This window comes from Levilactobacillus yonginensis, assembly GCF_964065165.1.
Classification (GTDB): Bacteria; Bacillota; Bacilli; order Lactobacillales; family Lactobacillaceae; genus Levilactobacillus; species Levilactobacillus yonginensis_A.
The window spans coordinates 790,885-815,703 of record NZ_OZ061549.1 but is presented as its reverse complement, the minus strand read 5'-3'; the positions used below and the strand labels follow the sequence as shown (position 1 = coordinate 815,703).

The following is a 24,819-nucleotide window of genomic DNA, read 5'->3' as shown; positions in this document are numbered from 1 at the left end:
TGGAAAACCAGCTAGACCTGGTGAGGTCTAAGATAGGGGAACGAAGATGCGAATTCTGTTTGTCGGTGACGTTGTAGGAAATTTAGGTATGGAAATGATTCACGAGTACCTCCCACAATTGAAACGCGATTTGAAGCCACAGGTCACCATAGTTAACGGGGAGAATTCGACCCCGGTTGGTCGTGGAATCAGCCAAAATATTTACAAGCAACTCTTGAAAGATGGTGCGGACGTTGTCACCATGGGAAACCATACCTGGGACAACGCTGAATTGTATGATTTTATCGGCGATGCGAACCGGCTGGTACGGCCTTTGAATTTCCCTGGTGATACGCCAGGACAAGGGTGGACTAAGGTCAAGGTCAACCAGCAGGTGTTGGCCGTAGTCAATATGCAAGGGCGAGTATTCATGAATCCCATGGATGATCCGTTTGCGATGATGAAGGACTTATTGCCTAAGTTAGACACGGACTTTGTCTTCGTAGATTTCCATGCGGAGACGACCAGTGAGAAGCGGGCTTTTGCAACGCGTTACGACGGTCAGCTTTCTGCAGTTGTGGGGACCCACACGCACGTTCAAACCAGTGACGCACAAGTATTACCTCACGGGACAGCTTTCTTGACCGAAGCTGGGATGACTGGTCCCGCTAACAGTGTGCTGGGTATGCAAGCCGATAGCGTGATCGAACGTTTTGAAAATCAACGGCCAACTCGCTACACTGTTCAGGAAAAAGGCCCGGGGTTACTCTCAGGCTGTGTCATTGATATTAACGATAAAACGGGGCACGCAACGCGGATTCATTCAATCTTGATTAGTCCGCAACACCCATATCAGAGCTAAACGACAACGGAAGGATGAACCATTTTTCATGACGAAAGCGAACACGACGCCAATGATGGTGCAGTACCAAAAAATTAAAGACCAGTATCCGGATGCCTTTTTATTTTACCGGCTCGGGGACTTCTATGAAATGTTTAATGAAGATGCTGTCAAAGGCTCTCAACTCTTAGAATTAACGTTGACGACACGAAGTCACAGCGCAAAGAATCCCATTCCCATGTGTGGAGTACCGCACAAGGCTGTGCAGAGCTATATCGACATTCTGGTCGATCAGGGTTACAAGGTCGCTATTTGTGAGCAGATGGAAGACCCGAAGCTTGCTAAGGGGATGGTTAAGCGGGAAGTTATCCAATTGGTGACGCCTGGGACTCAGACCGATACCGGTGCAGCCGGTGCGAAGCGCAACAACTACCTGACTGCGCTGGTTATGCCAGCCAAGGATGCTTTTGGCTTAGCCTACACCGATTTGTCAACTGGTGAGCTGAAAGCTGCTGAGTTGAGCAGTGTCGATGCTGTGATGAACGAGTTGATGAGCTTACAAACAAAGGAAGTTGTTGTGGATGACACGGTGACAACCGAGTTGCGCGGCCGGCTCAAGCAATTAGGAATTTTGATTTCTACGCAAACGGATGTCCAGACTAGTTCTGAATTGAGTTACGTCGAACAGGATCTGGCCACAGAACGGTTGCGGAGCGTGGTGGGTGTGTTAGTGACCTACGTCACGGTTACCCAGAAGCGTAGCTTGGCCCATCTACAGCGGGCAGTGGCTTATCAACCGACTGCTTTTTTGAAGATGGATCATTCCTCTCAGACCAACTTGGAGATTACGCAAAATCTGCGGACTAAGAAAAAGTCTGGGACTTTGCTGTGGCTGTTGGATGAAACCAAGACGGCCATGGGGGGACGACTCCTCAAGCAATGGCTTGACCGGCCTTTGATTAATCGTCAGCAGATTGAAGACCGACAGGCAAAGGTCGGCGCTTTGCTAGACCACTACTTTGAACGAAACAACCTGCAGGCCGAATTGGTCAAGGTCTATGACTTGGAACGGTTAGCTGGACGGGTGGCCTTTGGGAGTGTCAATGGTCGGGACTTGATTCAGTTACAAACGTCATTGGAACAGGTTCCACAGATTCAACACACCATCGAGGAATTAGGCGAAACGATTTTTGATCCAATGCTCGATAACCTGGATCCCGTGGCGGACGTAGCGGATACCATTCGAGAAACCATCGTACCCGAACCGCCACTGTCAGTAGCTGATGGTGGGGTCATTCGTGACGGGTTTAATGATCAATTGGATGAGTACCGCGATGCTATGCGTAACGGGAAGACCTGGTTGGCTGAGATGGAGGCTCACGAGCGTGAGGTCACGGGTATCAACAACCTAAAAATTGGCTACAACCACGTCTTCGGCTATTACATTGAGGTGACGAAGGTTAACCTCGATAAACTACCGGCTGATCGTTACGAACGCAAACAAACCTTGGCAAATGCGGAACGGTTCTCAACCCCAGAATTGAAGGAAAAGGAGCAGCTCATTTTGGAGGCTCAGGAGAAGTCCAAGTCTCTAGAATACCAACTGTTTGTCAATCTGCGTGAAGAGGTTAAGAAGGCCATTACCCGCCTGCAAAAGTTAGCAGCGACGATTGCCAGCTTGGACGTTCTTCAAAGCTTTGCTGTTGTTAGTGAGGACTACCACTTTGTTAAACCGACGCTAGTGGCAGGTCACACGCTGAAAATTACGCAGGGCCGGCATCCGGTGGTTGAAAAAGTTCTAGGTCGGCAGTCATACGTGCCAAATGATGTGACGATGGATCAAGATACCAATATATTACTGATCACGGGTCCCAATATGTCTGGGAAGAGTACTTACATGCGGCAACTAGCACTCACTGTGATCATGGCGCAGATGGGATGTTTTGTGCCCGCCGAGGCTGCTGAAATGCCGATCTTCGATCAAATTTTCACGCGAATTGGTGCAGCAGACGACCTGATTTCTGGTCAGAGTACGTTTATGGTTGAAATGCAGGAAGCCAATCACGCCTTGAGTCAGGCAACGGCCAACAGTTTGATCTTATTTGATGAAATTGGGCGGGGAACGGCCACCTATGATGGGATGGCGTTAGCACAAGCCATCATTGAGTTTGTGCACAATCGGGTGCACGCTAAGACGTTGTTCTCCACGCACTACCATGAATTAACGTCACTGGACCAGTCGCTCAAACAGCTACGTAACGTGCACGTTGGTGCGGTTGAACGGGACGGTGACCTGGTCTTCCTGCATCAAATGCAGCCAGGTCCGGCCGACAAGTCTTACGGGATTCACGTGGCAAAACTGGCGGGGATGCCAGATAACCTATTACAACGGGCTGAAGTCATTTTGCAACACTTGGAAGAGGAGGCCGCTGAACAGCCGGCTGTGGCAGTTGAGTCGACGAGTACGCCGGTTGCGACGCCTGAATCGCAGGTTGCGGTGTTGGCTGAACCAGAGCAGGCAGCTGGACAGACGTCGGTTGCGCCAGCCCAACCGGAAAGTGCAGCTTCTGATCAGGGTCAACAGTTATCCCTGTTCTCAGATGCACCGGAGTTGAGTCCAGCGCAGAGTAAGGTGCTCGGACAGCTGTCTGAGTTGAATCTAATGGGGATGACCCCCATGGCCGTCATGAATCAGGTCTATCAATGGCAACAGAAATTAAGTAAGAAATAATGTGAGGTACTTCGAACAACACAATGCACCCAACCGGAAGTATTAAAAAATAAAGTATGATGAAATCATTTTAAGAAGGGAAGGGTCGTTATGGCCAAGATTCATGAGTTAGCGTCGGTGCTGGCCGATCAAATCGCAGCGGGTGAAGTGGTTGAGCGGCCCGCCTCAGTGGTTAAAGAACTAGTTGAAAACGCGGTGGATGCTCACAGCCAGCAGATCGACATTACGGTTGAAGAGGCTGGTTTAAAGCGAATTACCGTCGTTGATGATGGGGATGGCATTGCGGATGAAGATACCGAAATGGCCTTTAAACGACATGCTACCAGTAAGATCACGGAACGTCGCGACTTGTTTCGAATCAAGTCACTGGGCTTCCGGGGTGAAGCGTTGCCAAGTATCGCGTCTGTGGCTGATGTCACGTTATCCACATCCACGGGTGGTGTTGGCACGCTGATTCACAACGTTGGCGGTATTATTCAAGAGCACACTGCAGCCGCGGCTCGTAAAGGGACCACGGTGACGGTGAAGGATCTTTTCGGCAACGTGCCAGCACGCTTGAAGTATTTGAAGTCACCTGCGACCGAGTTGGCTCGAATCACTGACATTGTCAATCGCCTAGCTCTGAGCTATCCCAAGATAGCTTTTTCTCTGGTCCACAACGGCCGTGAGCTAACCCGGACGACGGGGCGGGGGGACCTACAACAAGTGATTGCTGGTATTTATGGGGTTCAGAGTGCCCGTAAAATGGTCGCCATTCAGGGTGAGAATCCGGACTTCAAGATTCACGGTTACGTGAGTCTGCCGGAACTGACCCGAGCCAGTCGCCAGTATATTTTCCTCTTACTCAACGGTCGGTTTATTCATAATTTTCAGTTGAGTAAAGCGTTGATTGCTGGATATGGCTCCAAATTGATGGTCGGACGCTATCCGTTGGCGGTGTTGGACATCACAATGGATCCGCTGCTAGTTGACGTAAACGTTCACCCAACCAAGCAGGAGGTTCGCATTAGTGAGGAACCAGAACTGATGCAACTGATTCAAGACACGGTCTTTAAGCGGTTATCGCAAGAGAATTTGATTCCGGATGCGCTCAGTGAAGGGGCTCCCACCAAACGGGAGGAACGCAATACAGATCAGCTAACCATGGCGTTGAACGATGTCTCAGCCAAGTATGAAATGCCGACCCAGGCCCGCTTTCAAACACCCGAACCTCAGGTCGCCCAACCCATTCAGCCGATGCATCCGGCTGAAGAACCGGTGGCGCCCGCAGCTGGTCCGCAACCACTACAGACACCCGAAGAGGTACCGGTGGCGCCCGTTGTCGTTCACGACCGGGCTGACTTTGCTCAGCCAGCGATTAAGCAATTCGATGAGAAATATCAAACCGAGACGGTGGCTGCGCCGCTGGGAAGCTCCCAAGCACCGGTTAAAAAGGCAGCTGCTACCAAGCTGGAGACGACCAACCATATGACCGCAGAGCCGCCTATTCAGCGTTTTCCGCAACTCCGTTATTTGGGCCAGGTTCATGGGACGTATCTGTTGGCAGAGGCGGATGATGGTCTCTACCTGGTTGACCAGCATGCTGCTCAGGAACGGGTCAACTATGAATTTTACCGCCAAGCGATTGGTGAGGTCAGCGATGATGAACAGAAATTGTTGGTCCCGATTGTCTTGGACTACCCAACCACGGATGTCTTGGAGCTTACCAACCATTTGGAAACGTTGGGCAGTGTAGGCGTTCACCTGGAATCCTTTGGCCCCAACAGTTTTATCGTTCATGAACATCCCACTTGGTTTAAGGCCGGTCAGGAAACGGATACGGTTAAGGAAATGGTGGATTGGGTGTTGAAAGACGGTAAAATTTCCGTGGCCGCTTTTCGGGAAAAAGCGGCCATCATGATGAGCTGTAAGCGGGCCATCAAAGCCAATCATCACTTGGACGACCAACAGGCTCGGGCATTGTTAAAGAAATTAGCAACGGCTGAAAATCCGTTCAATTGTCCCCATGGGCGCCCGGTTCTGGTTCACTTTACTGATCAAGACTTGGAAAAACTCTTCAAACGGATTCAAGATCCGCACCACAGCGGTGACGACTGGGGAGAATAGAATCTTTCCAGTTTCGTTAGTCAGTGTGGTACAATTTGTAGAGCAAACATATGTTTTCTTAAAGGAGATTAGACGGACCATGTATGAATACCTCCACGGGACCATTACGGCCGTTTACCCAGACCACGTTGTTATTGATGTTAACGGCGTGGGGTATCTGGTAAATACGGCCAATCCCTACCGCTATCAGGTGGGCAGTGAAGCCACTACGATTTACGTGTACCAAGCCGTTAGTGACAGTGCACAAACGTTGTACGGCTTCGCAGATTTTGCGGAAAAGCAACTCTTTTTGAAGTTGATCAACGTGAATGGTATTGGCCCCAAGAGTGCCTTGGCTATTCTAGCAAATCCGGACCATCAGGGCTTGATGCTGGCTATTAAGACCAATGATACTGGCTTCCTCACGAAGTTTCCTGGTGTCGGTAAAAAAACGGCTGGTCAGATTGTGTTGGATTTGCAAAACAAGTTGGATGATCTGGCACCAGCAGATGATGGCACGCTGTTCACACCAGAAGTGGCAACAACCGATGGCGAGAATCCCCAGTTGGCTGATGCCATTGCAGCGTTGACTGCACTGGGTTACCGGGCGACTGCAGTTAACAAAATTAAACCAAAACTCATGAAATTTGCTGGCGAGTCCACGAACGATTATCTGAGCGAAGGTTTGCGGTTATTAACCAAGTAATGAGGGAAAGGAGGGGCAGTTATGGCGGATGACGAACGAATCGTTTCACCAGAACCTGAAAATCAGAACGAAGATTCCATTGAAAAGTCTTTGCGTCCCCAAACGTTGGCGCAGTACATTGGGCAGGCACCCATCAAGCATGAACTGTCGGTTTATATTCAGGCGGCTAAACAGCGTGAGGAATCGCTCGACCACGTACTGCTATACGGGCCACCTGGTCTGGGGAAAACAACCCTGGCCATGGTGATTGCCAATGAGATGGGTGTGCAGATTCGGACAACCAGTGGTCCGGCCATTGAAAAGCCGGGTGACTTAGTGGCACTCCTAAACGAACTACAACCAGGCGACATTCTCTTCATTGATGAAATTCATCGCTTACCTAAAATCGTTGAAGAAATGTTGTATTCAGCAATGGAAGACTTTTACATCGACATTGTGGTTGGACAGGGGCCAACGGCGCATCCCGTTCATTTTCCCCTTCCACCGTTTACCTTGATTGGGGCCACCACACGGGCCGGCCTACTGTCTTCGCCGTTGCGGGACCGCTTCGGAATCGTTGAACACATGGCATACTATGAGACAGCTGACCTGCAAGAAATCGTGACGCGCTCAGCGGACATTTTTAACACGACGATTGCAACTGAAGGCGCCCATGAAGTGGCGCTGCGTTCACGGGGAACGCCGCGGATTGCCAACCGTTTGTTGAAACGAATTCGTGATTTTGCGGAGGTTTCACCAGATCATTCAACGATTGATCTGGCTATCGTTAATCACGCCTTAAAGTTATTGCGTGTGGATTCAGCGGGCTTGGATTCCACGGATATCAAATTGTTAGAAACGATGATCGATTACTATAATGGGGGACCAGTCGGTCTGAACACGCTGGCAGCCAACGTTGGGGAAGAGACGGAAACGGTGGCTGCAATGTATGAACCTTACCTGTTGCAACGTGGCTACCTGAAACGAACCGCTCGGGGGCGGGTTGTGACCGCCGCTGGGTACGCCCACCTAGGACGTGAGCTTCCGCCGACAGCTAATTCGTAAACGGCACGAGTGATAGCCAATCAACAGTCTCGATGATTTTAGTTACTAACTCGAACTACTTAAGAATTTCTAGAAATAATTGGACGGATTCCCGGTATTCTGGTAAAGTTGTCCAATAGATAGATTATAAAGGGGTGAACGAACGTGTTAGATAGTTTTAACGTTGCCGCAGCAACTGGTGGTTACTCAACGCTGCTCATTTTGGTGGTCTTCTTAGGTTTGATGTACTTCTTAATGTTACGGCCACAACAAAAGCAACAAAAGAAGCACAAGGACATGATGAGCGAGCTTAAAAAGGGCGACCACGTCATTACGATTGGCCGGTTACACGGTGTGATTGATGAAATCAACCAAGCCGACCAGACGGCTACCTTGGATTGCGACGGGATCTACTTGGTCTTTGACCTCCGGGCCATTGCGCAAGTAACTTCCCAAGCACCACAAGCAGTAACTGCCCCAGCTGCTGAAGAAGCAACTAGTGAAGCTGCTACCGAAGATAAGTCAGCAGAAAACAGCACTGACGATACTGCCAGTGACGAAGCTGCTGAAAAAACTGACGACGAATCAGCTAAATAAGGTCAAAAAGTTCGGTCTCTCGGAGACCGTTTTTTTTTCGCTGATTTTTAGGGATAAACAACGTTAGCGGGGGTGGTCATGGGCGCATTTAAAGTCGTGGCTTTAAATTGAGCGAGAAGCCCGCTCTCGGGCTGAAGCGTCCCCACAGCAGGCGCCTGCCCTGACCACCAGAGCGGGTGTTATCAACAAACGGTTGCGTGCCCATTAGTTTTTTAATCAAAACCGTTGAAGGCAAACGGACGTTTGGGTACAATGGGGATAGAAATTTGCTAAGCTGGGAGGTGACCACGGTGGTACCCGCAAAATACACGCAACGAAAGATTATTCATGTTGATATGGATGCGTTCTACGCGTCGATTGAGGAGCGGGACCACCCAGAGTTTAAGGGGCATCCTTTGATTATTGCTCGAGACCCTCGTCGTACGGGTGGTCGTGGTGTTGTGACCACCGCTAATTATGTAGCACGACAGGCTGGGGTTCATTCTGCTATGAATGCTAATGAGGCGTTAAAACTCTCACCCAATGCCACGTTTAAGGACCCGGATTTCCCCCATTACCGAGAAATTTCGGATCAAATTCACGCCATTTTTCATGAATATACGGACAAAATTGAAACCGTTGCTTTTGATGAAGCCTATCTTGATGTGACGGAAAATAAGCACCACATGCATTCGGCAGTTCAGGTTGCCCACGCTATTCAGGTAGAAATTTTTGAAAAGACTCACTTAACGTGTTCAACGGGAATCTCATACAGTAAGTTCTTGGCCAAGGAAGCCTCTGACTTTCGGAAGCCGGTCGGAGTCAGTGTGATTTTGCCGGAAGACGCCCACGATTTTCTCATGGCATTGCCAATTGAGCGGTATCGGGGGGTGGGCAAGAAGACGGTGCCTAAGATGCACGAGCTGGGAATCATGAGCGGAGCGGACCTTTTTCAACGATCACAGCTGGAGTTGATTCACGATTTTGGCAAGTTTGGCTATGTGCTGTATCAACGCGTTCGTGGGATTGATGAGCGACCAGTGGAGTATCTACGAGAACGTAAATCGATTGGCAAGGAACGGACGTACGGCCCACCCCTGACCTCGTTGGGTGAAGTGGAGAACCAGCTGCAGCGCTTAGCGGAAATGGTCGCCGCAACGGTTAAACAAAAGCAACGTCACGGTAAAACCCTGGTATTGAAGTTCCGGGACAGTGAATTTAACACTATTACGAAACGGATTACCCAGGATGACTTCATCGATAACGACGCTCAGGTGTATTATGAACTGGCGCTGGACTTATACCACAGTGTGGCTAAAGATGAGGACCCCGTTCGCCTGCTAGGAATTACGATCACTGGTTTGGCAGCCCAGACGTTTGAAAATTTAAAATTACCGTTATTTGGTCCTAATCGTGAGAAATAGCAGACTTTCTTTGATATTACCCCGTAAAACTTGTATACTGAAACGCGGTATCGACGCGTCTTGGTCGAAAAAACGGATAGAAAACGGGTGAACTATATTGGCCATTGAAACTGCCATTTTAGAAGAAATTAAAAAGTATGAAACGATTATTATTCACCGTCATCAACGCCCAGATCCTGATTGTATCGGGGCTCAATTGGCTTTACGGGATATTTTAAAAGCTAGTTTCCCTGATAAAAAAGTCTTGGCCGTTGGAAAACATTATCCTGGCTTTGACTGGATGGGTCAGGCCGACCAGGACGTGGCCGATGAGGTCTTTCAGGATGCCTTAGTCATCGTGGTCGACACGGCTAACCAGCCACGGGTCGATGACGAACGGTGGCAGTCGGGGAAGGCGGTCATTAAAATTGATCACCATCCCAACGACGATGCCTTTGGTGATCTTCAGTGGGTATTGGACCAAGCGTCTAGTACGTCTGAAATCATTTATGACTGGTACGATGTGAACTCTGCTGAGCTGACTATGCCTGACGATGCGGCACGACTACTGTATGCCGGCATCATTGGTGATACGGGTCGGTTCATGTACCCAGCTACCTCTGCCAACACATTTGCGGTAGCTAGTAAGCTTCTGACCTACAACTTTTCCATGACCGCCGTCAACCAGGCGGAAGATGAAATTTCGCCGGCTATGGCCAAGTTGTCCGCGTACGTTTACCAGAACCTCGAAATTCTGCCTAGTGGGGCAGCGTACCTTAAGTTGACTGATGAAATCGTTGAGTCCTTTGGACTAGCTGCCAAGGATTCAACGTCTGCTGTGGTGCCATTACCCGGCAAGATTACGTCGGTCGTTGCTTGGGCCATTTTCGTTGAATCTAAGGACCAGACGTTCCGCATTCGGTTGCGGTCGAAGGGGCCTTCCATCAATGAATTAGCGAAGAATCACGGTGGGGGCGGTCACGCTCTGGCCAGTGGTGCCACTGCCCACGATCAAGCAGAGATTGACCAAGTTATCCACGAGCTCGATGAGTTAGTGGCTAACGATAAAGGAGAAAATGAATGAGCAAGGATTTTAAAGAATTTAACCTGCAGCCGTATTTGATGACGGCCTTGCACAAGATTGGCTTCGTAAAGCCCACAGCGGTTCAGGAAAAATTAATTCCCATCATCGCTTCGGGCAAGGACGTTGTCGGCCAATCACAGACCGGGAGTGGGAAGACCCATACGTTCCTGTTACCGATTTTTAATCAACTGACTGAAGAGAACCAGGTTCAGGCAGTGATCACGACCCCTAGCCGGGAACTCGCTTACCAAATTCACACAGCGGCAGAACAACTAGCAGCTGAGGCACCTTTTGAAATTCGGATTGGTAATTACGTTGGGGGGACTGATAAGAAGCGGCAGATTGAAAAGCTGCATCATTATCAACCCCAATTGATTATTGGGACGCCTGGTCGGGTCAAGGATTTAATTGACTCACAAGCACTGGATGTGCATACCACACGGCAGTTTGTCGTCGATGAAGCTGACATGACTTTGGACTTAGGTTTCTTAGACCAAGTTGATAAGATTGCTGGCCGGATGCCTAAGAACCTGCAAATGATGGTCTTTTCAGCGACGATTCCCCAACGGTTGAACCCATTCTTACGTAAGTACATGAACCATCCAGTTGTTGAAGAGATTCCAACTGATACCATTATTTCAGACACCATCGACAATTGGTTGATTTCAACCAAAGGTCAGAACAGAAACCAACTGATCTATTCCCTGATTACGATGGGAGAACCTTACCTGGTCTTAATCTTTGCGAATACCAAGACGCGAGTTGAACAAATTCACGACTTCTTGAAGAATCAAGGCCTCAAGGTTGCCATGATTCACGGGGGCATCAAGCCTCGTGAACGGAAGCGGGTCATGCGTGAAGTTAAGAACTTGCAGTATCAGTTTGTGGTGGCAACCGACTTGGCTGCCCGGGGAATTGATATTGAAGGGGTTTCTCACGTGATCAACGATGATATCCCTGAAGATTTGGACTTCTTTATTCACCGGGTCGGTCGGACGGGCCGTCAGGGGATGCCAGGAACGGCCATCACCCTGTACTCACCAGATGAGGAAGTTAAGATCAGCCAGATTGAAGCGTTGGGGATCAAGTTCCAACCTAAGCGCATCAGCAATGGTGAAATCGTTGATTCCTATGACCGGAACCGCCGGACTAAGCGGGCTAAGAGTACCGCTAAGTTGGATCCAACCCTGATTGGGATGGTCAAGAAGAAGAAAAAGAAGATCAAGCCTGGCTATAAGCACCAAATCAAGCAGATCATTCACGCCAAGAAGGACCAAGAGAAGCGGATTGCGGCACGTCAGAGTGCGCGTAATGAGCGGAAACGGCGGAAGCGCGAATCAGACCGTTACCAATAATCTGAGATTCGTCGGTGAGCCGGCACTTCAGAATTGACAAGGTCAGCTCAGCCACCTATAATTTTGAATGGACAATTAAATATATCTCGAGGACATACCCCCGGTTACGGATTTTCAGAAACGTTTTGGATGCTGTGAAAAACGAGTCGGTAACGGGGTGGCGCTCCCTCAGTAACATCGCGACTCAGCGTTATGAGTTCAAGAGGTAAACGATTAAAACATCGTTGCAAGTAAAGTGGTACCGCGCTTCGGCGTCTTTACGGGCAACGGTGTTTTTGACATTTTTTGGAGGTTTTTAAGAGATGAAAGAGTTATCAAGTAGCGAAATTCGCCAGATGTACCTCGACTTCTTTAAGTCGAAGGGGCACGCAGTGGAACCAAGTTCGTCACTGGTTCCCCAAGATGATCCCTCATTATTGTGGATCAACTCCGGGGTGGCCACGATGAAGAAGTATTTCTCCGGCCAGGTTGTGCCAGAGAATCCCCGGATGACGAGTTCTCAAAAGAGTATCCGGACCAACGATATTGAAAACGTTGGGAAGACGGCGCGCCACCACACGCTGTTCGAAATGCTTGGGAATTTTTCTGTGGGTGACTACTTCAAGAAAGAAGCCATTGGATTTGCTTGGGAACTGTTGACGTCACCAGACTGGTTTGGCTGGGACGCTGATAAACTGTATATGACGGTTTACCCTAAGGATACGGACGCCAAGGATGCTTGGGAAGCGGTGGGCGTTGCTCCTGACCACATTATTGCCGTTGAAGATAACTTTTGGGATATTGGTGAAGGTCCTTCGGGCCCTGACTCCGAAGTCTTCTACGACCGGGGCGAAGCCTTTAATAACTTGGCTGCCGACGATCCAGAGAATTACCCTGGTGGCGAAAATGAACGCTACTTGGAAGTTTGGAACATCGTGTTCTCCCAGTTTAACCATGAACCGGATGGTAGCTACAAGCCCTTACCTCGTAAAAACATTGATACGGGGATGGGCTTAGAACGGGTCGTTTCCATTTTCCAAAATGCTCGGACGAACTTTGAAACCGACTTGTTCCTGCCAATTATTCATAAAACGGCTGAATTAAGTGACGGCAAGAAGTATGGTGACAATCACGAAGACGACGTGGCCTTCAAGGTGATTGCTGACCATGCCCGGGCTATTACGTTTGCCATTGGTGACGGGGCCTTGCCTAGCAATGAAGGTCGGGGTTACGTTATCCGGCGGCTGATTCGGCGGGCAATCGTTAACGGCCAGAAGCTGGGAATCAGTGGGGCTTTCTTGGATCAACTTGTCCCAGTGGTTGGCGAAATCATGCAGTCCTACTACCCAGATGTCTTGAAGCAGGCGGACTATATCGCTAAGATCGTTCGTTCTGAAGAAGACCGGTTTGGCGAAACGTTAAACGATGGGCTGAACCTGTTGAATAGTGTGATTGCTGATTTGAAAGAACAGGGCGGTACGCAGATTGACGGTGCCGACGCTTTCAAGTTGTATGATACCTACGGTTTCCCCGTTGAATTGACTGAAGAATACGCGGATGACCAGGGCATTACGGTCGACCAAGATGGCTTTAAGGCTGAAATGCAAAAGCAAAAGGACCGTGCTCGTAACGCGCGGGGCAAGCAAACAGCGATGGGGTTGCAACATGACCTGTTGATCAACGTTAAGACGCCTAGTGAGTACGTCGGGTACACGGACCTCGAGACGACCAGTACGTTGACCGAGTTAGTGGTTGATGATCAATTGGCCGATGAAGCGCCAGCTGGTGCGACTGTTGAAGCAATGTTTGACACCACGCCGTTTTACGCAGAAATGGGTGGTCAAGTTGCTGACAAAGGGGATATCTTGGCCAGTGACGGTACTGTCGTTGCCCACGTGACTGACGTGCAACACGCGCCTAACGGTCAAAATCTTCACACGTTGCGCCTCGTTGCGCCAATGAAGAAGGGCACGCGTTATGAACTGAAGGTTGACCGGAAGTTCCATAGCAAAGTTGAAAAGAACCATACGGCAACCCACTTATTGGACAAGGCTTTACGTGAAGTGTTCGGTGAACATACGCAACAAGCTGGGTCACTGGTTGAAGGCGACTACTTGCGGTTTGACTTTACTCACTTTGGTGCGGTTGATCCTGCTGACTTAGCCAAGGCTGAAGCCATCGTTAACGAAAAGATCTTTGCCGAAATGCCCGTTAAGACGGTTGTGACCGACATTGAATCCGCCAAGAAGATGGGTGCCATTGCGCTGTTTAGTGAAAAGTACGGAAAGACCGTTCGGGTCGTCAGTGCTGGTGATTTTGTAACTGAATTTTGTGGGGGGAACCACGTTAAGAATACCAATGAAATTGGCTTGTTCAAGATTACCTCAGAATCCGGGGTTGGTGCCGGTGTCCGGCGGATTGAAGCTGTGACTTCAGCTGCCGCTTACAAGTACTTGCACGATCATGATGACATTTTACATGCCGTAGGGAACGCTCTAAAGGTCACTCAGGTTACTGAAGTGACTCAGAAGGTTAGCGCCCTACAAGCACAAGTGAAGAGCTTAGAACAGCAACAAACAGCCTTAGAAGGCAAGTTGGCTAGTCAAGAGGCCAGTGCCGTGTTCGATAAGATTACGACTGCTGGGAATTACCAACTGATCAGTGGGACCGTACAAGTGTCCAAGATGGACCAATTGCGGGCGTTAGCAGACACTTGGCGTGACCAAGCCCTGTCCGATGTGTTAGTATTGGGAGCCGAGGTAAACGGGAAGGCTAACCTGATTGTTGCAGTGTCTGCGGACAAACAAAAACAGGTCAAGGCCGGTGATCTAATCAAAGCCATTGCCCCTAAGATCAACGGTGGTGGTGGTGGTCGTCCTAACCTGGCGCAAGCCGGTGGGAAGAATCCCGCTGGGTTGCCAGATGCTATGACAGCCGCAGTTGATTGGCTGAGCGAACAAGACTAGACTTGAGCAGACGATGGTCATTGGATCGCGGTTTGCTGAATGAGATTGTTAAACGCCAGAGCCTGGGAAAATTTCTCCCGGGCTCTTGCTACCGGCAGTATTACGAATAGGTTACATTGAGAATCGTTCATTGTAGTTTTGTCGGCAATCGAGTAAAATTGAGGCTAAGTGAGAAGTGCGGGGGTGTTTATAGTGAGTTCATTAGACAAAACGATGTATTTTGACTTTGGGGCTAACCAGCCAAAGGATGTTCACGATACGCTGGTAACGGTCTATCAGGCACTAGAGGAAAAGGGTTATAACCCAATTAATCAGATTGTCGGCTACCTACTATCGGGCGATCCTGCATATATTCCACGTATTAATGATGCGCGGAACTTGATCCGTAAGCACGAACGCGATGAAATCATCGAGGAACTGGTGCGGGTTTACTTGAATCAGAATGGACCGGTGAAGCCTAAATGAAGTTAATGGGATTGGATGTTGGTTCCCGTACCGTGGGAATTGCCATCAGTGATGCGCTAGGTTGGACAGCACAGGGTGTTGAAATCATCCGGATCAACGAAGAGGAAGAAGTTTTCGGGATCGACCGTGTGGCCGAATTGGTTAAAGCTCACGAAGTTCAAGGCTTCGTGGTAGGTCTTCCTAAGAACATGAATAATTCGTTAGGTCCACGGGCCGCTGCTTCCAAGCGGTACGGTGAGATGTTGACCGAACGTTTCCATATGCCCGTTGACTTTGAGGACGAGCGGTTGACAACGGTTGAGGCGGAGCGTATGTTAGTTGAACAGGCGGATACGTCTCGCCGCAAGCGTAAAAAAGTTATTGATAAATTAGCAGCCGGGTTGATCTTGCAGAACTATTTAGATCGGCGAGGAAAATTAACCCGAGAAAAGTGAGGTTTCCCATGAACGAAGACCAAGAACAAATCACATTAGTTGATGAAAACGGTAATGAAGAATTATACGATGTTTTATTTACCTTTGAATCTGATGATTTTGGTAAGTCATACATTTTGATTTACCCATCCGGCAAGAGCGAAGACGAAGAAGTAGATATCCAAGCCTACGCTTTACCAGCCGATGATGACCCAGCTAACCCATCCGGTGGTGACTTGCAATTAATCGAGTCCGATGAAGAATGGGACATGGTTGAATCAGTTCTGAACACCTTCTTGGCAGACGGAACGATTGACCCTAACGCTGGCAAGAAAGACTAGTCAGTGATGAGGAAAGGACGGAGTATTCCGTCCTTTTTTGTTTGGCGTGAGTTTACGGAATATTAAGACGTCAAAACGTGCGTCCAGCCCCCTATTAATGGTAAAATAGGGCATTGTGCAAAACAGGGGGAAATTAAAATGACCGAAGAAACACACCGCTTCAAAGCTGTCATTGCGGGCAAGAGTTACACGATTGTGGGCCAAGCAACTGACGAGCATATGCGGGCAGTAACGGAATTGCTCAATGATCAATACAAACAGCTAAAAGAGTTGTCACCCAAAATCAGTAAGGAAGACGCTGCGATTCTGATGGCATTTAATGCTATTTCTGATCAGTTGAAAATGGCGGCGGCCAGTGACCAATCAGCTCCCAAAAAGGATAACGCGGAAACGGGGGACTAGTTTGGTACTCAGTTTAATTATTTTAGCAGTTCTCTACTTTGGTTTTCGCCGGGGCTATCGGCGGGGACTAGTGCTCCAAATACTGAACACCATTGGTTACATTATCGTGTGGCTAGCAGCCCGGTTTGGGGCCAAGCCATTGGCGGCAGGAATTGGCCAATTTGTGGGAAATCTGTCGCTTAACAGTTCGGTGAGTGCGGTGACGGCCAGCCAGAGTAGTTCTTTTTTCCTAAATGGGATTGCCTTTTCTGCTATTCTAACGGTGGGTTTCTTTATCACCCATCGCGTTGCCTACACGTTGAACAAGGTGACGTGGCTACCAGTTATTCATCAAGTAAACTCGTTAGCGGGCGGTCTAATTAATTTAGTCATCCGCTACGTCGTGATTTTTTTAATTCTAAATTTAATTATCCTGTTACCAAGTACGGGATTACAAAAAAGTTATCAAGCCTCGCCAGTGGCCCAGTTTATCGTGAAGCAAACGCCGGTTTTATCAAAACAGGTGTATAGCTGGTGGTTAACTGAGCAGGCGGCTTAACAACAATCGGTAGAGAGGAGAGCCCGATGAATCAAAAAACATTAAAAATTATGGAATACGATCGTATCAAACAAGCGTTACGGGGCTACCTAGTCTCCGCTGCGGGTCAGCATGAACTGGCACAATTAGCGCCAACGGCCGATGCCAAGCAGCTACAGATTTGGTTAGACGAAACGCGTGATGGTGCGGATATTTACCGACTAGAGAGTGGCATTCCACTCCCTAAACTCGATGATATTCGGCCGCACCTTCATCGCTTAGAGATGGAAGCGGCATTAAACGGTCTAGAATTGGCACAAATTAGCCGGGTGCTTTGGACGACAGGATCCGTGGTGAAGTTTTTCCACGACTTAGCTGAAAAGGAAGTTGATTTACGCCGGCTCAATCGTGTCGTCAAAGAGTTAGTGACCCTGCCAGATGTGACGCGCCGGTTGCGGACATCCCTGGAAGATGACGGTCACGTTACCGATGAGGCGTCACCGGCCCTGCGGCAGATTCGGCAGCACATTACGTCGACGGAAGCTGAGATTCGACGGACGATGGATCAATACACACGCGGCAAAGATGCCAAGTATTTGAGTGAAACCATTGTGACGATTCGAGATGATCGGTACGTCATTCCCGTGCGTTCTGAATACAAGCAGCGGTTCGGAGGCATCGTCCATGACCAAAGTGCCAGTGGACAAACGTTGTTTATAGAACCGCAGGCAGTGGTTGGGTTAAACAACCGATTACGGCAGAATCAGATTGATGAGCGACACGAAGAGCAACGGATTTTAGCCGAATTGACGGCATTATTAGACCCTTACCAGGAAGAAATCCTCCGCAACGCTGAGTTGTTAGGTCACTTTGACTTCATTAACGCTAAGGCCAAGTATGCGCATCAGTTAAAGGCCACGGAACCTAAGTTGTCAGTGGAAAATCAAGTGAGTCTGCGTCAGGCGCGTCACCCGTTGATCGACCAGAAGAAGGTCGTAGCTAACGATATTGCGATTGGAAAAGACTACAAGGCAATCATTGTGACTGGACCCAACACTGGTGGGAAGACTATTACCTTGAAAACGCTGGCTTTAGTGCAGCTAATGGGGCAATCTGGTCTCTTCATTCCGGCTAACGAGAACAGTGTTATCGGTGTGTTCAATGATATCTTTGCGGATATTGGGGATGAACAATCCATTGAACAGAGTCTGAGTACGTTCTCGGGGCACATGGAAAACATCGTCGCTATTCTTCAACAAGCCGACGACCACAGTCTCATCGTGGTCGATGAACTGGGTGCCGGAACCGATCCACAAGAAGGGGCGGCCTTGGCCATCGCTATCTTGGATGAAATCGGGACGTTGGGTAGCTACGTGATGGCGTCGACCCACTATCCAGAATTGAAGGCGTATGGATATAACCGACCAGATACCATCAACGCCAGCATGGAATTTAACGGCGAAACGCTACGGCCGACCTATCACCTGTTGATTGGGATTCCTGGGCGCAGTAACGCGTTAGACATTGCGGCGCGACTGGGGATGCCTTCACAGGTGATCGATGCAGCCCGCGGGCTGACGGATCAGGATAGTCAAGATTTAAACGCCATGATCTCAGATTTGACGGAACAGAAACGGCGGGTTGACGCAGATGCTGAGAATCTTCAGACCCAACTGACTGAAGCAGAAGAGTTACACGATGACTTGCGGAAGCAGTTTGACGCCTATCAACATCAAAAGGATCAGTTGATGACGGATGCTAAGCGTGATGCCAACCGACTGGTTGATGAGTCCCGTAAGCGGGCCAACCAAATCATCTCAGACCTCCGTAAGAAGCACTTAGCTGCCGGTAAGAGTGTTGTTAAGGAAGATGAGTTAATTGCGGCTCAGGGAGCCTTAAACGCCCTCCAGCAGGACACTAAGCTCAAGAAGAATAAGGTCTTGCGTCGGGAAAAGGCCAAGCTGGACTTCCACAAGGGCGACAGTGTTCTGGTTAAGTCGTACGGTCAAATTGGGGTGCTGATGGAGCAGCTTGATGAGGGCCACTGGGAAGTACAATTGGGTATCTTGAAGATGAAGATTGCCAACAATGACTTGGAAAAGGCCAAGGATCCAGCTAAGTCGGCCAAGCAACCACGAGCAAGTATCAAACGGAGTGGGTCTAGCGGTATGTCGCCAACCCTTGACCTGCGTGGTCACCGTTACGAGGAAGCCATGGCTGAAGTCGACCGGTACATTGATTCCGCCTTGCTGGCTGGGTACCCATCTGTGACAATTATTCACGGTAAGGGGACTGGGGCTTTACGAACCGGGGTCACCAATTATTTGAAGCGGAACAATCGTATTAAAAGTTTTGGCTTTTCACCAGCTAATGCTGGGGGCGACGGTTCAACCGTTGTGCGGTTTAAGTAAGGATAGATTTAATGGTTTAGAACTAGTTTTAAAATGATGAGATAAAAAAGGCCGCTGTTGCGGCCTTTTTTTATTTAGGAACTTTAATTACAGGGGCTAATCGCAGATCATTCGGCTGGTTCTGAACTGATAGGTTGAGATGTCTATCAGAGGCTAGCACATTTCAAGGATACGAAAGTTAGTCAGCACTAATAAATTGTAAGCAACTTAGTTGTGATTTCAGAATATTCTGGTAGACTGGAAGCTATAGTAATGATGAATTTTAAGAGGGAGGCAATACAATGGTTTCTGAGACAACTGATAAAACCTTTGAACAGGATACCGCTACTGGTGTTACCCTGACTGACTTTTGGGCAACTTGGTGTGGTCCTTGTCGGATGCAATCACCCGTTGTTGAACAATTAGCTGAAGATATGGACAACGTGACCTTTAACAAGATGGATGTTGATGCTAATCCTAACACGCCACAATCTTTTGGCATTATGAGTATCCCAACCTTACTCGTTAAGAAAGATGGCCAAGTGGTTGACTCCATCGTGGGTTATCACTCAAAAGATCAATTGAAGAAGATTTTAAACCAATACGTTGAAGCTTAAGCACTAACCTGTGGCGCACGTGTTGACGTGAAAACGGAGTTGAGATGGTGTCTCAGCTCCTTTTTTGAACCATTTTGTAAATTCTAAACCACAAAAAAACTGGTCAAGGACCAGTCGTCAGCAATTTTGAATTTTTAATGAAGCCTCAAGTGGGTTACCTATTCGTTCTCAGAATCAGCTGGCCGAACTAACTTCAGGGGTTCTGGAGCGTCATAGTCTGGAATGACGTCATCTGGATCAGTGTATACTTCAAAGGTGACCGCCGTTGCTTGAAGTTTGCGGGGGCTATCGACTAATTCGGCTTCCGTCGCAACGCCGAGTTGTTGCGCCATCATTTCGGCCAGAAAACCAGCCTCCAAAGTAAAGTCGGTTTCACCAGCCACTTGTTTTCTAAGCTTGACAGGTTCTCCGGCCAGTTGCCAGCGGGTCATCTGCACAGTTTGTTTGACCAAAGTTAGTTCGCCAAAGCCTGCTTGGTTGAAGAAAAGTGCTGCGTCTTTAGGGTTGCTAAGTGGAAAATGACGGGCAAGGGCTTTACCAGCCCAATAGTTGATATCACCCTGGGCGTCACCCAACAATTCGGGTAAGAGGGTGTCCCGCAGTAGCATTTGTGGTAAATAGGCAGCGCCGTTGGTTTCACCCATAACGGTTTGATATAAATTTTTCACGATGGTTGGCTCCTTCATCCGAATAGATTCTAATTATATTATACCGTATATTTTTAGGGAAGTTGGACTGTCAGAAAATTTAACTATTTTTTAGTTGTCAGAGGTGTTTTGGCTGACTCGAAACTTGAAAACGATGCCTAAAAAGGCGATAATGTAGTTTCAAGTAATTCGAGAAGGAGCGTTGATTCATGCAAAAAGATCCAATTGGACTGATGGATTCAGGAGTCGGCGGCTTAACGGTTTTAAAGGAAGTTCAGCGACTCATGCCGAACGAGAATACGGTATTTCTAGGGGACCAAGCACGATTGCCATATGGGCCACGGCCGGTGGCGGAAGTCACGACCTTTACCCGGCAAATTGCCAGCTACTTAAAACAACGGGCAAATATTAAAATGTTGATCATCGCCTGCAATACTGCAACCGCAGCGGCGTTACCGCAGATACAACAGGAATTTTCTTTTCCGGTGGTGGGTGTCATTGCTCCCGGTGCACAGGCGGCGGTTACGACCACTAAGAACCATCGAATTGGCGTGATTGCCACTGAAGGGACGGTCAAGAGTGATCAGTATCGCCAAGATATTTTAAACACGGATGCGCAGGCAGTCGTGAAGAGTGCTGCTTGCCCGGCAATGGTAACGCTAGCTGAACAGAATGATTTAACCTCGTCGCACGCACTAAAAGTGGTCAGTGAGAGTTTAGCTTCGTTACGCGGCCAGCGGTTGGATACGCTGGTGATGGGTTGCACGCATTACCCATTATTAGCGGGGGTGATTCAGCAAGCAATCGGGGCCGGCGTGACGTTGGTTGATCCCGGAATGGCGACCGCCCAGCGAGCGCAACAGATTTTGGCCGAGCAACATCTGACTAATACGGACCATGATGCCGTAGCGGCGGCTTACTGGACCACTGGCAATGCCCAGCAGTTTGACGAGTTAGCTACCGATTGGTTGGGTATGGCAGTGCACGCTCAACACTTACCAGTTGCAGAGTTAGCGCGCTTAACGGAGGAGAACTAACCATGGAAAATACAATCGTGATTGCCACCAATAATGCTGGAAAAGCGCGAGAATTTCGTGCCATTTTTGAGCCCAAGGGTCTGACGGTCAAGACATTGGCAGACTTTCCGAATCTTGTTCAGGTTCAAGAGACTGGAACGACTTTTACTGAAAATGCAAGGTTGAAGGCAACGGCGGTGGCTCACGCGACGCAGTTACCGGTGTTGGCTGATGATTCTGGTTTAATGGTGGATGCGCTAAACGGCGAACCCGGCATTTATTCGGCCAGATACGCTGGTGATCATGATGATACGAAAAATAATGAGAAACTATTAGCTAATCTAGCTGATGTCCCTGCTGAAAAGCGGACGGCGGCCTTTCACACCTCATTGGTGTTGGTTAAGCCCAATGGTCAGCAATTGGTGAGCACCGGGGAAGTCCGCGGTCAGATTCTCACGGCTCCACGTGGCACGGATGGTTTTGGTTACGATCCCTTGTTCTACGTCCCCGCTGAGGGACAGACCTTCGCTGAGATGAGTTTGGCAAAGAAGAATCAACACAGTCACCGGGCTAAGGCGACCGCAGCAATGTTGCCTCAGTTTGATGCCTGGTGGGAGGCCTAAGTGATGACGAAATGGTTAGTGGTCAGTGATAATCATGGTGATCGAGATGTTCTGGTGCGTCTGAAAACAGCGTTACAACCAGATACGATTTTTCACTGTGGTGATTCTGAAATGGCGGCGGATGATTCTTGGTTTAAGGACGTCTATGCGGTTCAAGGAAACATGGATTTTGGTAGCACGTTACCGATGGTGGAAACACCGTTAGTTGATGGTTGGCGGGTACTTCTGACGCATGGTCATCATGATGACGTGAATTGGGACCTAACCAAGTTAAAATTACGGGCGGATCAAGAGGAAGCGGCTTTTGTATTTTACGGCCACACGCATCAGTTAGCCGTTGACCAGGTGGGTGGCCACATTTTCGTCAATCCTGGTAGTATTAGTCAGCCACGTGGGGAGTATGAACGCCTCGGTGGGACGTGTGCTTTGATTACGTTAACCGCTACAACTTGGACGATTCAATACTATAATCGCAAAGCTCAACCCGTTTCAGATTTAACGTTTACTTTTAACCACGCTTAGTTGTAGAAAGGATGAGACTCCCATGATTGACCCTGCTGTTGCGCGCATGCTACGTAATGATCCGAAGAGCTATGTGATTTCCGCCGACATTGTTGCGAATGTGACTGCGACAAATACGTTGGAACACGCCTTTATGGTCCTGTCGAAAGTGGGCTACAGCCGGATTCCCGTGTTGGATGCGGACGACCACCTGCAGGGGATGATCTCCTTGGCGGTGATTACGGATAAGCTCTTGCACGTTCCGGGCGCCGCGGTTGATCAGTTGAGCAATTATACAGTCGCTGATGTTATGCTGCCGGTAGAGCACTGGGTTGATGATCCGACCAAACTCGAAACTATCTTAAACTATATGATTAACGAACCGTTTATTCCACTGGTAGATGAGCATAAAGTCTTCCAGGGAATCATCACACGGCGTGAAATTTTAAAGCGGATTAACTACTTAGCACATAACTTAGCAAACTATTATGAAGTTACACCACGAAAAACAGTGGTGGAGGAAAACAAGTGAAGTTGGTAGGTCAGAGTTTTATGGTTTTGAAATTCTTAGATTACTGAAGGAAAAGCGAGTAAGTTAAATTCTGAAATTCTGAACAACTAATCACCAAAAACACCTGAGGCAATGGCCGGTTCCGACCAACGTCTCAGGTGTTTTATTTGGTATCTATGGTTGCCGATTGAAAGATTACTTGCTGGGAGTGGCAGTGTGCGTGGGCAATTGAATGCCAGCCGTCCGAATCGCTTTTAGATACGCGGTCAGGAAGGTGGCTTGTAGAGCGTACTGGCTACCACTCTTAGCGACGACAATCACTTGGTAGACCAGTTCCCCAGTAGGGAGGGTAACAACGCCAATCAAGGCTGGATCGCCGATGATGTTAGGGTGGTCAGGCTTGAGATGATCGTTTACGTCACGAATGATACCAGGCAATTGTTCGACTGGAGTGGTAGACGCAATGGGAATGTTGACGGTCGCCCGCATGTCATTACGGGAGCGGTTGGAGATGATGGTAATGTTGCGGTTAGGAATGAAGTTCACAGTGCCATCAGCGCTGGTAACCTGCGTGGTTCGTAGGCCCATGGCGGTAACGGTGCCTTCAATCGTACCAATCTGAACAGTATCACCTACGTCGAGTTGCTGTTCAAATAAGATAGAAATTCCTGTCACTAGATCGCTCACAAAGCCTTGAGCGCCGAGACCTAAAGCTAAACTGAAGATTCCGGCACCGGCAATTAACGTGCCAACAGGTACGCCCAAAGTGGAAAGAAGTGCGTAGATCCAGAAGAACAAAACCGTGTAGTGAAAGATGTTCATCGAAAGCATACTAATGGTTTGTAGGCGATTGCTGGGGCCGGATTTCGGGACCAGGTAGCGCTTGAAACTGCGGTTCAGAATCCATTTACCCACAATGTTGATCACTAGGAATAGCAGGGTTAAAAAGAGCAGTGAGAGAAACCGACTTGTAATCAGGTGCAGAAATTTTTCCCAGTCAAACGAATTGATGTAGTTTTGAAGCCACTTAGACGAGGTGGCAGTGGAAGTAACTAGGGCCGTCAAGGGACGAGCCTCCTTTGAAAAAGATTATGTTCCCAGTTTAGCAGATTTTAGCGGGAGTGCCCACAGCTCAGGGAGAAAACACACGTGAATTAAGGGTTTTAATTGCGTGTCGTCCGTGAGAATGCTATTCTATTGGTAAGTAACGAGTACAAGGAGGGGTTGTCATGACCGGTGGACAAGTAGCGGGCCTGATTGCAGCAATTGCGTTTCTAATCTTGGTTCTCTTCATTGGCATGTTCTTAGTAAAAATGAATAAAACGTTGAGTGAGGTTAACCGCTCAATGAAAACGATGACATCGGACGTTGACGTAATTAGTCATCAAGCCGAAGACATTATGGCGAATGCCAACGAGTTGTTGGAGGATGTTAACAAGAAGGTTGCAACCATTGATCCGGTCTTCCAAGCTGCTGCCGATTTGGGCGAGAGTGTGTCCGACTTAAACACTGCAACCCGTAACCTGACTGAACGCGTGAGTGACACTGCGAAGACGACGGCCAAAACGTCCTTGGCTGCGCGAGTTGGTAAGACCGCGTTTGATTTATACAAGAATCATAAGAATAAAGATTAATCACGGAAAGGGAG

24 protein-coding genes are annotated in these 24,819 nt (G+C 48.7%); 22 read left to right on the top strand and 2 right to left on the bottom strand.

Going from position 1 to position 24,819, the window contains the following annotated elements:
• The first annotated feature begins 46 nt into the window (after positions 1-46).
• The 17 genes from AB3Y94_RS04055 (at position 47) to trxA (ending at position 19,873) form a co-directional block, all read left to right on the top strand.
• Entirely contained in the window at positions 47-841 is a 795-nt protein-coding gene (locus tag AB3Y94_RS04055; RefSeq protein ID WP_367295133.1) for a TIGR00282 family metallophosphoesterase, read from the top strand.
• A gap of 28 nt (positions 842-869) precedes the next feature.
• Positions 870-3,551 (top strand): DNA mismatch repair protein MutS, encoded by a 2,682-nt coding sequence (gene mutS / locus AB3Y94_RS04050; protein WP_367295132.1) that lies wholly within the window; start codon positions 870-872, stop codon positions 3,549-3,551.
• 90 nt (positions 3,552-3,641) lie between these two features.
• Positions 3,642-5,657 (top strand): DNA mismatch repair endonuclease MutL, encoded by a 2,016-nt coding sequence (gene mutL / locus AB3Y94_RS04045; protein ID WP_367295131.1) that lies wholly within the window; start codon positions 3,642-3,644, stop codon positions 5,655-5,657.
• Positions 5,658-5,736: 79 nt separating this feature from the next.
• Positions 5,737-6,342, top strand: a complete 606-nt coding sequence (gene ruvA / locus AB3Y94_RS04040) for a Holliday junction branch migration protein RuvA (RefSeq protein ID WP_367295130.1) — start codon at positions 5,737-5,739, stop codon at positions 6,340-6,342.
• A 21-nt stretch (positions 6,343-6,363) separates the two neighbouring features.
• The gene (ruvB, locus tag AB3Y94_RS04035; RefSeq protein ID WP_367295129.1) at positions 6,364-7,386 is read left to right on the top strand and encodes a Holliday junction branch migration DNA helicase RuvB; all 1,023 of its coding nucleotides are present in this window, start codon (positions 6,364-6,366) and stop codon (positions 7,384-7,386) included.
• Between the two features lie 144 nt (positions 7,387-7,530).
• Complete coding sequence (gene yajC / locus AB3Y94_RS04030; RefSeq protein ID WP_367295128.1) at positions 7,531-7,962, top strand: preprotein translocase subunit YajC; 432 nt, start codon at positions 7,531-7,533, stop codon at positions 7,960-7,962.
• 290 nt (positions 7,963-8,252) lie between these two features.
• Positions 8,253-9,365, top strand: a complete 1,113-nt coding sequence (gene dinB / locus AB3Y94_RS04025) for a DNA polymerase IV (protein ID WP_367295127.1) — start codon at positions 8,253-8,255, stop codon at positions 9,363-9,365.
• A 97-nt stretch (positions 9,366-9,462) separates the two neighbouring features.
• Entirely contained in the window at positions 9,463-10,428 is a 966-nt protein-coding gene (locus AB3Y94_RS04020) for a bifunctional oligoribonuclease/PAP phosphatase NrnA (RefSeq protein WP_367295126.1), read from the top strand.
• Complete coding sequence (locus AB3Y94_RS04015) at positions 10,425-11,783, top strand: DEAD/DEAH box helicase (RefSeq protein WP_125681800.1); 1,359 nt, start codon at positions 10,425-10,427, stop codon at positions 11,781-11,783. The genes AB3Y94_RS04020 and AB3Y94_RS04015 overlap by 4 nt, the downstream gene beginning before the upstream one ends.
• Positions 11,784-12,085: 302 nt before the next feature.
• Complete coding sequence (gene alaS, locus AB3Y94_RS04010) at positions 12,086-14,728, top strand: alanine--tRNA ligase (protein WP_367295125.1); 2,643 nt, start codon at positions 12,086-12,088, stop codon at positions 14,726-14,728.
• Positions 14,729-14,920: 192 nt separating this feature from the next.
• The gene (locus tag AB3Y94_RS04005; protein ID WP_125681796.1) at positions 14,921-15,193 is read left to right on the top strand and encodes an IreB family regulatory phosphoprotein; all 273 of its coding nucleotides are present in this window, start codon (positions 14,921-14,923) and stop codon (positions 15,191-15,193) included.
• Positions 15,190-15,627 (top strand): Holliday junction resolvase RuvX, encoded by a 438-nt coding sequence (gene ruvX, locus AB3Y94_RS04000; RefSeq protein WP_125681794.1) that lies wholly within the window; start codon positions 15,190-15,192, stop codon positions 15,625-15,627. Before AB3Y94_RS04005 ends, ruvX begins: the two co-directional genes overlap by 4 nt.
• An 8-nt stretch (positions 15,628-15,635) precedes the next feature.
• On the top strand, positions 15,636-15,947 hold the full coding sequence (locus tag AB3Y94_RS03995) for a DUF1292 domain-containing protein (RefSeq protein ID WP_125681792.1): 312 nt from the start codon (positions 15,636-15,638) through the stop codon (positions 15,945-15,947).
• A gap of 138 nt (positions 15,948-16,085) precedes the next feature.
• Positions 16,086-16,349: a cell division protein ZapA gene (locus AB3Y94_RS03990; protein WP_125681790.1), complete on the top strand. Its 264-nt coding sequence runs from the start codon at positions 16,086-16,088 to the stop codon at positions 16,347-16,349.
• Between the two features lies 1 nt (position 16,350).
• A complete protein-coding gene (locus AB3Y94_RS03985) occupies positions 16,351-16,887 on the top strand; it encodes a CvpA family protein (protein WP_125681788.1) in 537 nt (178 codons plus the stop codon).
• 26 nt (positions 16,888-16,913) lie between these two features.
• A complete protein-coding gene (locus AB3Y94_RS03980; RefSeq protein ID WP_367295124.1) occupies positions 16,914-19,277 on the top strand; it encodes an endonuclease MutS2 in 2,364 nt (787 codons plus the stop codon).
• A gap of 281 nt (positions 19,278-19,558) precedes the next feature.
• Positions 19,559-19,873 (top strand): thioredoxin, encoded by a 315-nt coding sequence (gene trxA, locus AB3Y94_RS03975; RefSeq protein ID WP_125681784.1) that lies wholly within the window; start codon positions 19,559-19,561, stop codon positions 19,871-19,873.
• A 158-nt stretch (positions 19,874-20,031) separates the two neighbouring features.
• Here the strand turns inward: trxA and AB3Y94_RS03970 are convergent, their stop codons facing one another.
• Entirely contained in the window at positions 20,032-20,541 is a 510-nt protein-coding gene (locus tag AB3Y94_RS03970) for a YslB family protein (protein WP_191988557.1), read from the bottom strand.
• Between the two features lie 188 nt (positions 20,542-20,729).
• Between AB3Y94_RS03970 and murI the strand changes: the two genes are divergently transcribed.
• From murI to cbpB, 4 genes are read left to right on the top strand one after another with little or no spacing between them, the layout of a single operon-like run.
• The gene (murI, locus tag AB3Y94_RS03965) at positions 20,730-21,557 is read left to right on the top strand and encodes a glutamate racemase (protein WP_125681779.1); all 828 of its coding nucleotides are present in this window, start codon (positions 20,730-20,732) and stop codon (positions 21,555-21,557) included.
• A 2-nt stretch (positions 21,558-21,559) separates the two neighbouring features.
• Positions 21,560-22,159 carry an XTP/dITP diphosphatase gene (locus AB3Y94_RS03960; protein WP_125681777.1) on the top strand — a complete coding sequence of 200 codons (600 nt, stop codon included), beginning with the start codon at positions 21,560-21,562 and terminating at the stop codon, positions 22,157-22,159.
• A 3-nt stretch (positions 22,160-22,162) separates the two neighbouring features.
• Positions 22,163-22,681: a YfcE family phosphodiesterase gene (locus AB3Y94_RS03955; protein WP_125681775.1), complete on the top strand. Its 519-nt coding sequence runs from the start codon at positions 22,163-22,165 to the stop codon at positions 22,679-22,681.
• A gap of 22 nt (positions 22,682-22,703) precedes the next feature.
• Positions 22,704-23,192 carry a cyclic-di-AMP-binding protein CbpB gene (gene cbpB, locus AB3Y94_RS03950; RefSeq protein WP_125681773.1) on the top strand — a complete coding sequence of 163 codons (489 nt, stop codon included), beginning with the start codon at positions 22,704-22,706 and terminating at the stop codon, positions 23,190-23,192.
• Positions 23,193-23,366: 174 nt separating this feature from the next.
• Here cbpB and AB3Y94_RS03945 read toward each other — a convergent pair whose 3' ends face one another.
• Positions 23,367-24,236 carry a mechanosensitive ion channel family protein gene (locus AB3Y94_RS03945; protein ID WP_367295123.1) on the bottom strand — a complete coding sequence of 290 codons (870 nt, stop codon included), beginning with the start codon at positions 24,234-24,236 and terminating at the stop codon, positions 23,367-23,369.
• A gap of 164 nt (positions 24,237-24,400) precedes the next feature.
• Here AB3Y94_RS03945 and AB3Y94_RS03940 point away from each other — a divergent pair, with 164 nt between their 5' ends.
• Entirely contained in the window at positions 24,401-24,805 is a 405-nt protein-coding gene (locus tag AB3Y94_RS03940) for a DUF948 domain-containing protein (RefSeq protein ID WP_125681769.1), read from the top strand.
• Positions 24,806-24,819: the final 14 nt, after the last annotated feature.

What these genes read in the sequence shown, in the direction of transcription:
- AB3Y94_RS04055 (WP_367295133.1), top strand. Translation starts at nt 47, where the DNA reads ATGCGAATTCTGTTTGTCGGTGACGTTGTAGGAAATTTAGGTATGGAA.
- mutS (WP_367295132.1), top strand. Translation starts at nt 870, where the DNA reads ATGACGAAAGCGAACACGACGCCAATGATGGTGCAGTACCAAAAAATT.
- mutL (WP_367295131.1), top strand. Translation starts at nt 3,642, where the DNA reads ATGGCCAAGATTCATGAGTTAGCGTCGGTGCTGGCCGATCAAATCGCA.
- ruvA (WP_367295130.1), top strand. Translation starts at nt 5,737, where the DNA reads ATGTATGAATACCTCCACGGGACCATTACGGCCGTTTACCCAGACCAC.
- ruvB (WP_367295129.1), top strand. Translation starts at nt 6,364, where the DNA reads ATGGCGGATGACGAACGAATCGTTTCACCAGAACCTGAAAATCAGAAC.
- AB3Y94_RS04015 (WP_125681800.1), top strand. Translation starts at nt 10,425, where the DNA reads ATGAGCAAGGATTTTAAAGAATTTAACCTGCAGCCGTATTTGATGACG.
- alaS (WP_367295125.1), top strand. Translation starts at nt 12,086, where the DNA reads ATGAAAGAGTTATCAAGTAGCGAAATTCGCCAGATGTACCTCGACTTC.
- ruvX (WP_125681794.1), top strand. Translation starts at nt 15,190, where the DNA reads ATGAAGTTAATGGGATTGGATGTTGGTTCCCGTACCGTGGGAATTGCC.
- AB3Y94_RS03995 (WP_125681792.1), top strand. Translation starts at nt 15,636, where the DNA reads ATGAACGAAGACCAAGAACAAATCACATTAGTTGATGAAAACGGTAAT.
- AB3Y94_RS03990 (WP_125681790.1), top strand. Translation starts at nt 16,086, where the DNA reads ATGACCGAAGAAACACACCGCTTCAAAGCTGTCATTGCGGGCAAGAGT.
- AB3Y94_RS03980 (WP_367295124.1), top strand. Translation starts at nt 16,914, where the DNA reads ATGAATCAAAAAACATTAAAAATTATGGAATACGATCGTATCAAACAA.
- trxA (WP_125681784.1), top strand. Translation starts at nt 19,559, where the DNA reads ATGGTTTCTGAGACAACTGATAAAACCTTTGAACAGGATACCGCTACT.
- murI (WP_125681779.1), top strand. Translation starts at nt 20,730, where the DNA reads ATGCAAAAAGATCCAATTGGACTGATGGATTCAGGAGTCGGCGGCTTA.
- AB3Y94_RS03960 (WP_125681777.1), top strand. Translation starts at nt 21,560, where the DNA reads ATGGAAAATACAATCGTGATTGCCACCAATAATGCTGGAAAAGCGCGA.
- AB3Y94_RS03955 (WP_125681775.1), top strand. Translation starts at nt 22,163, where the DNA reads ATGACGAAATGGTTAGTGGTCAGTGATAATCATGGTGATCGAGATGTT.
- cbpB (WP_125681773.1), top strand. Translation starts at nt 22,704, where the DNA reads ATGATTGACCCTGCTGTTGCGCGCATGCTACGTAATGATCCGAAGAGC.
- AB3Y94_RS03940 (WP_125681769.1), top strand. Translation starts at nt 24,401, where the DNA reads ATGACCGGTGGACAAGTAGCGGGCCTGATTGCAGCAATTGCGTTTCTA.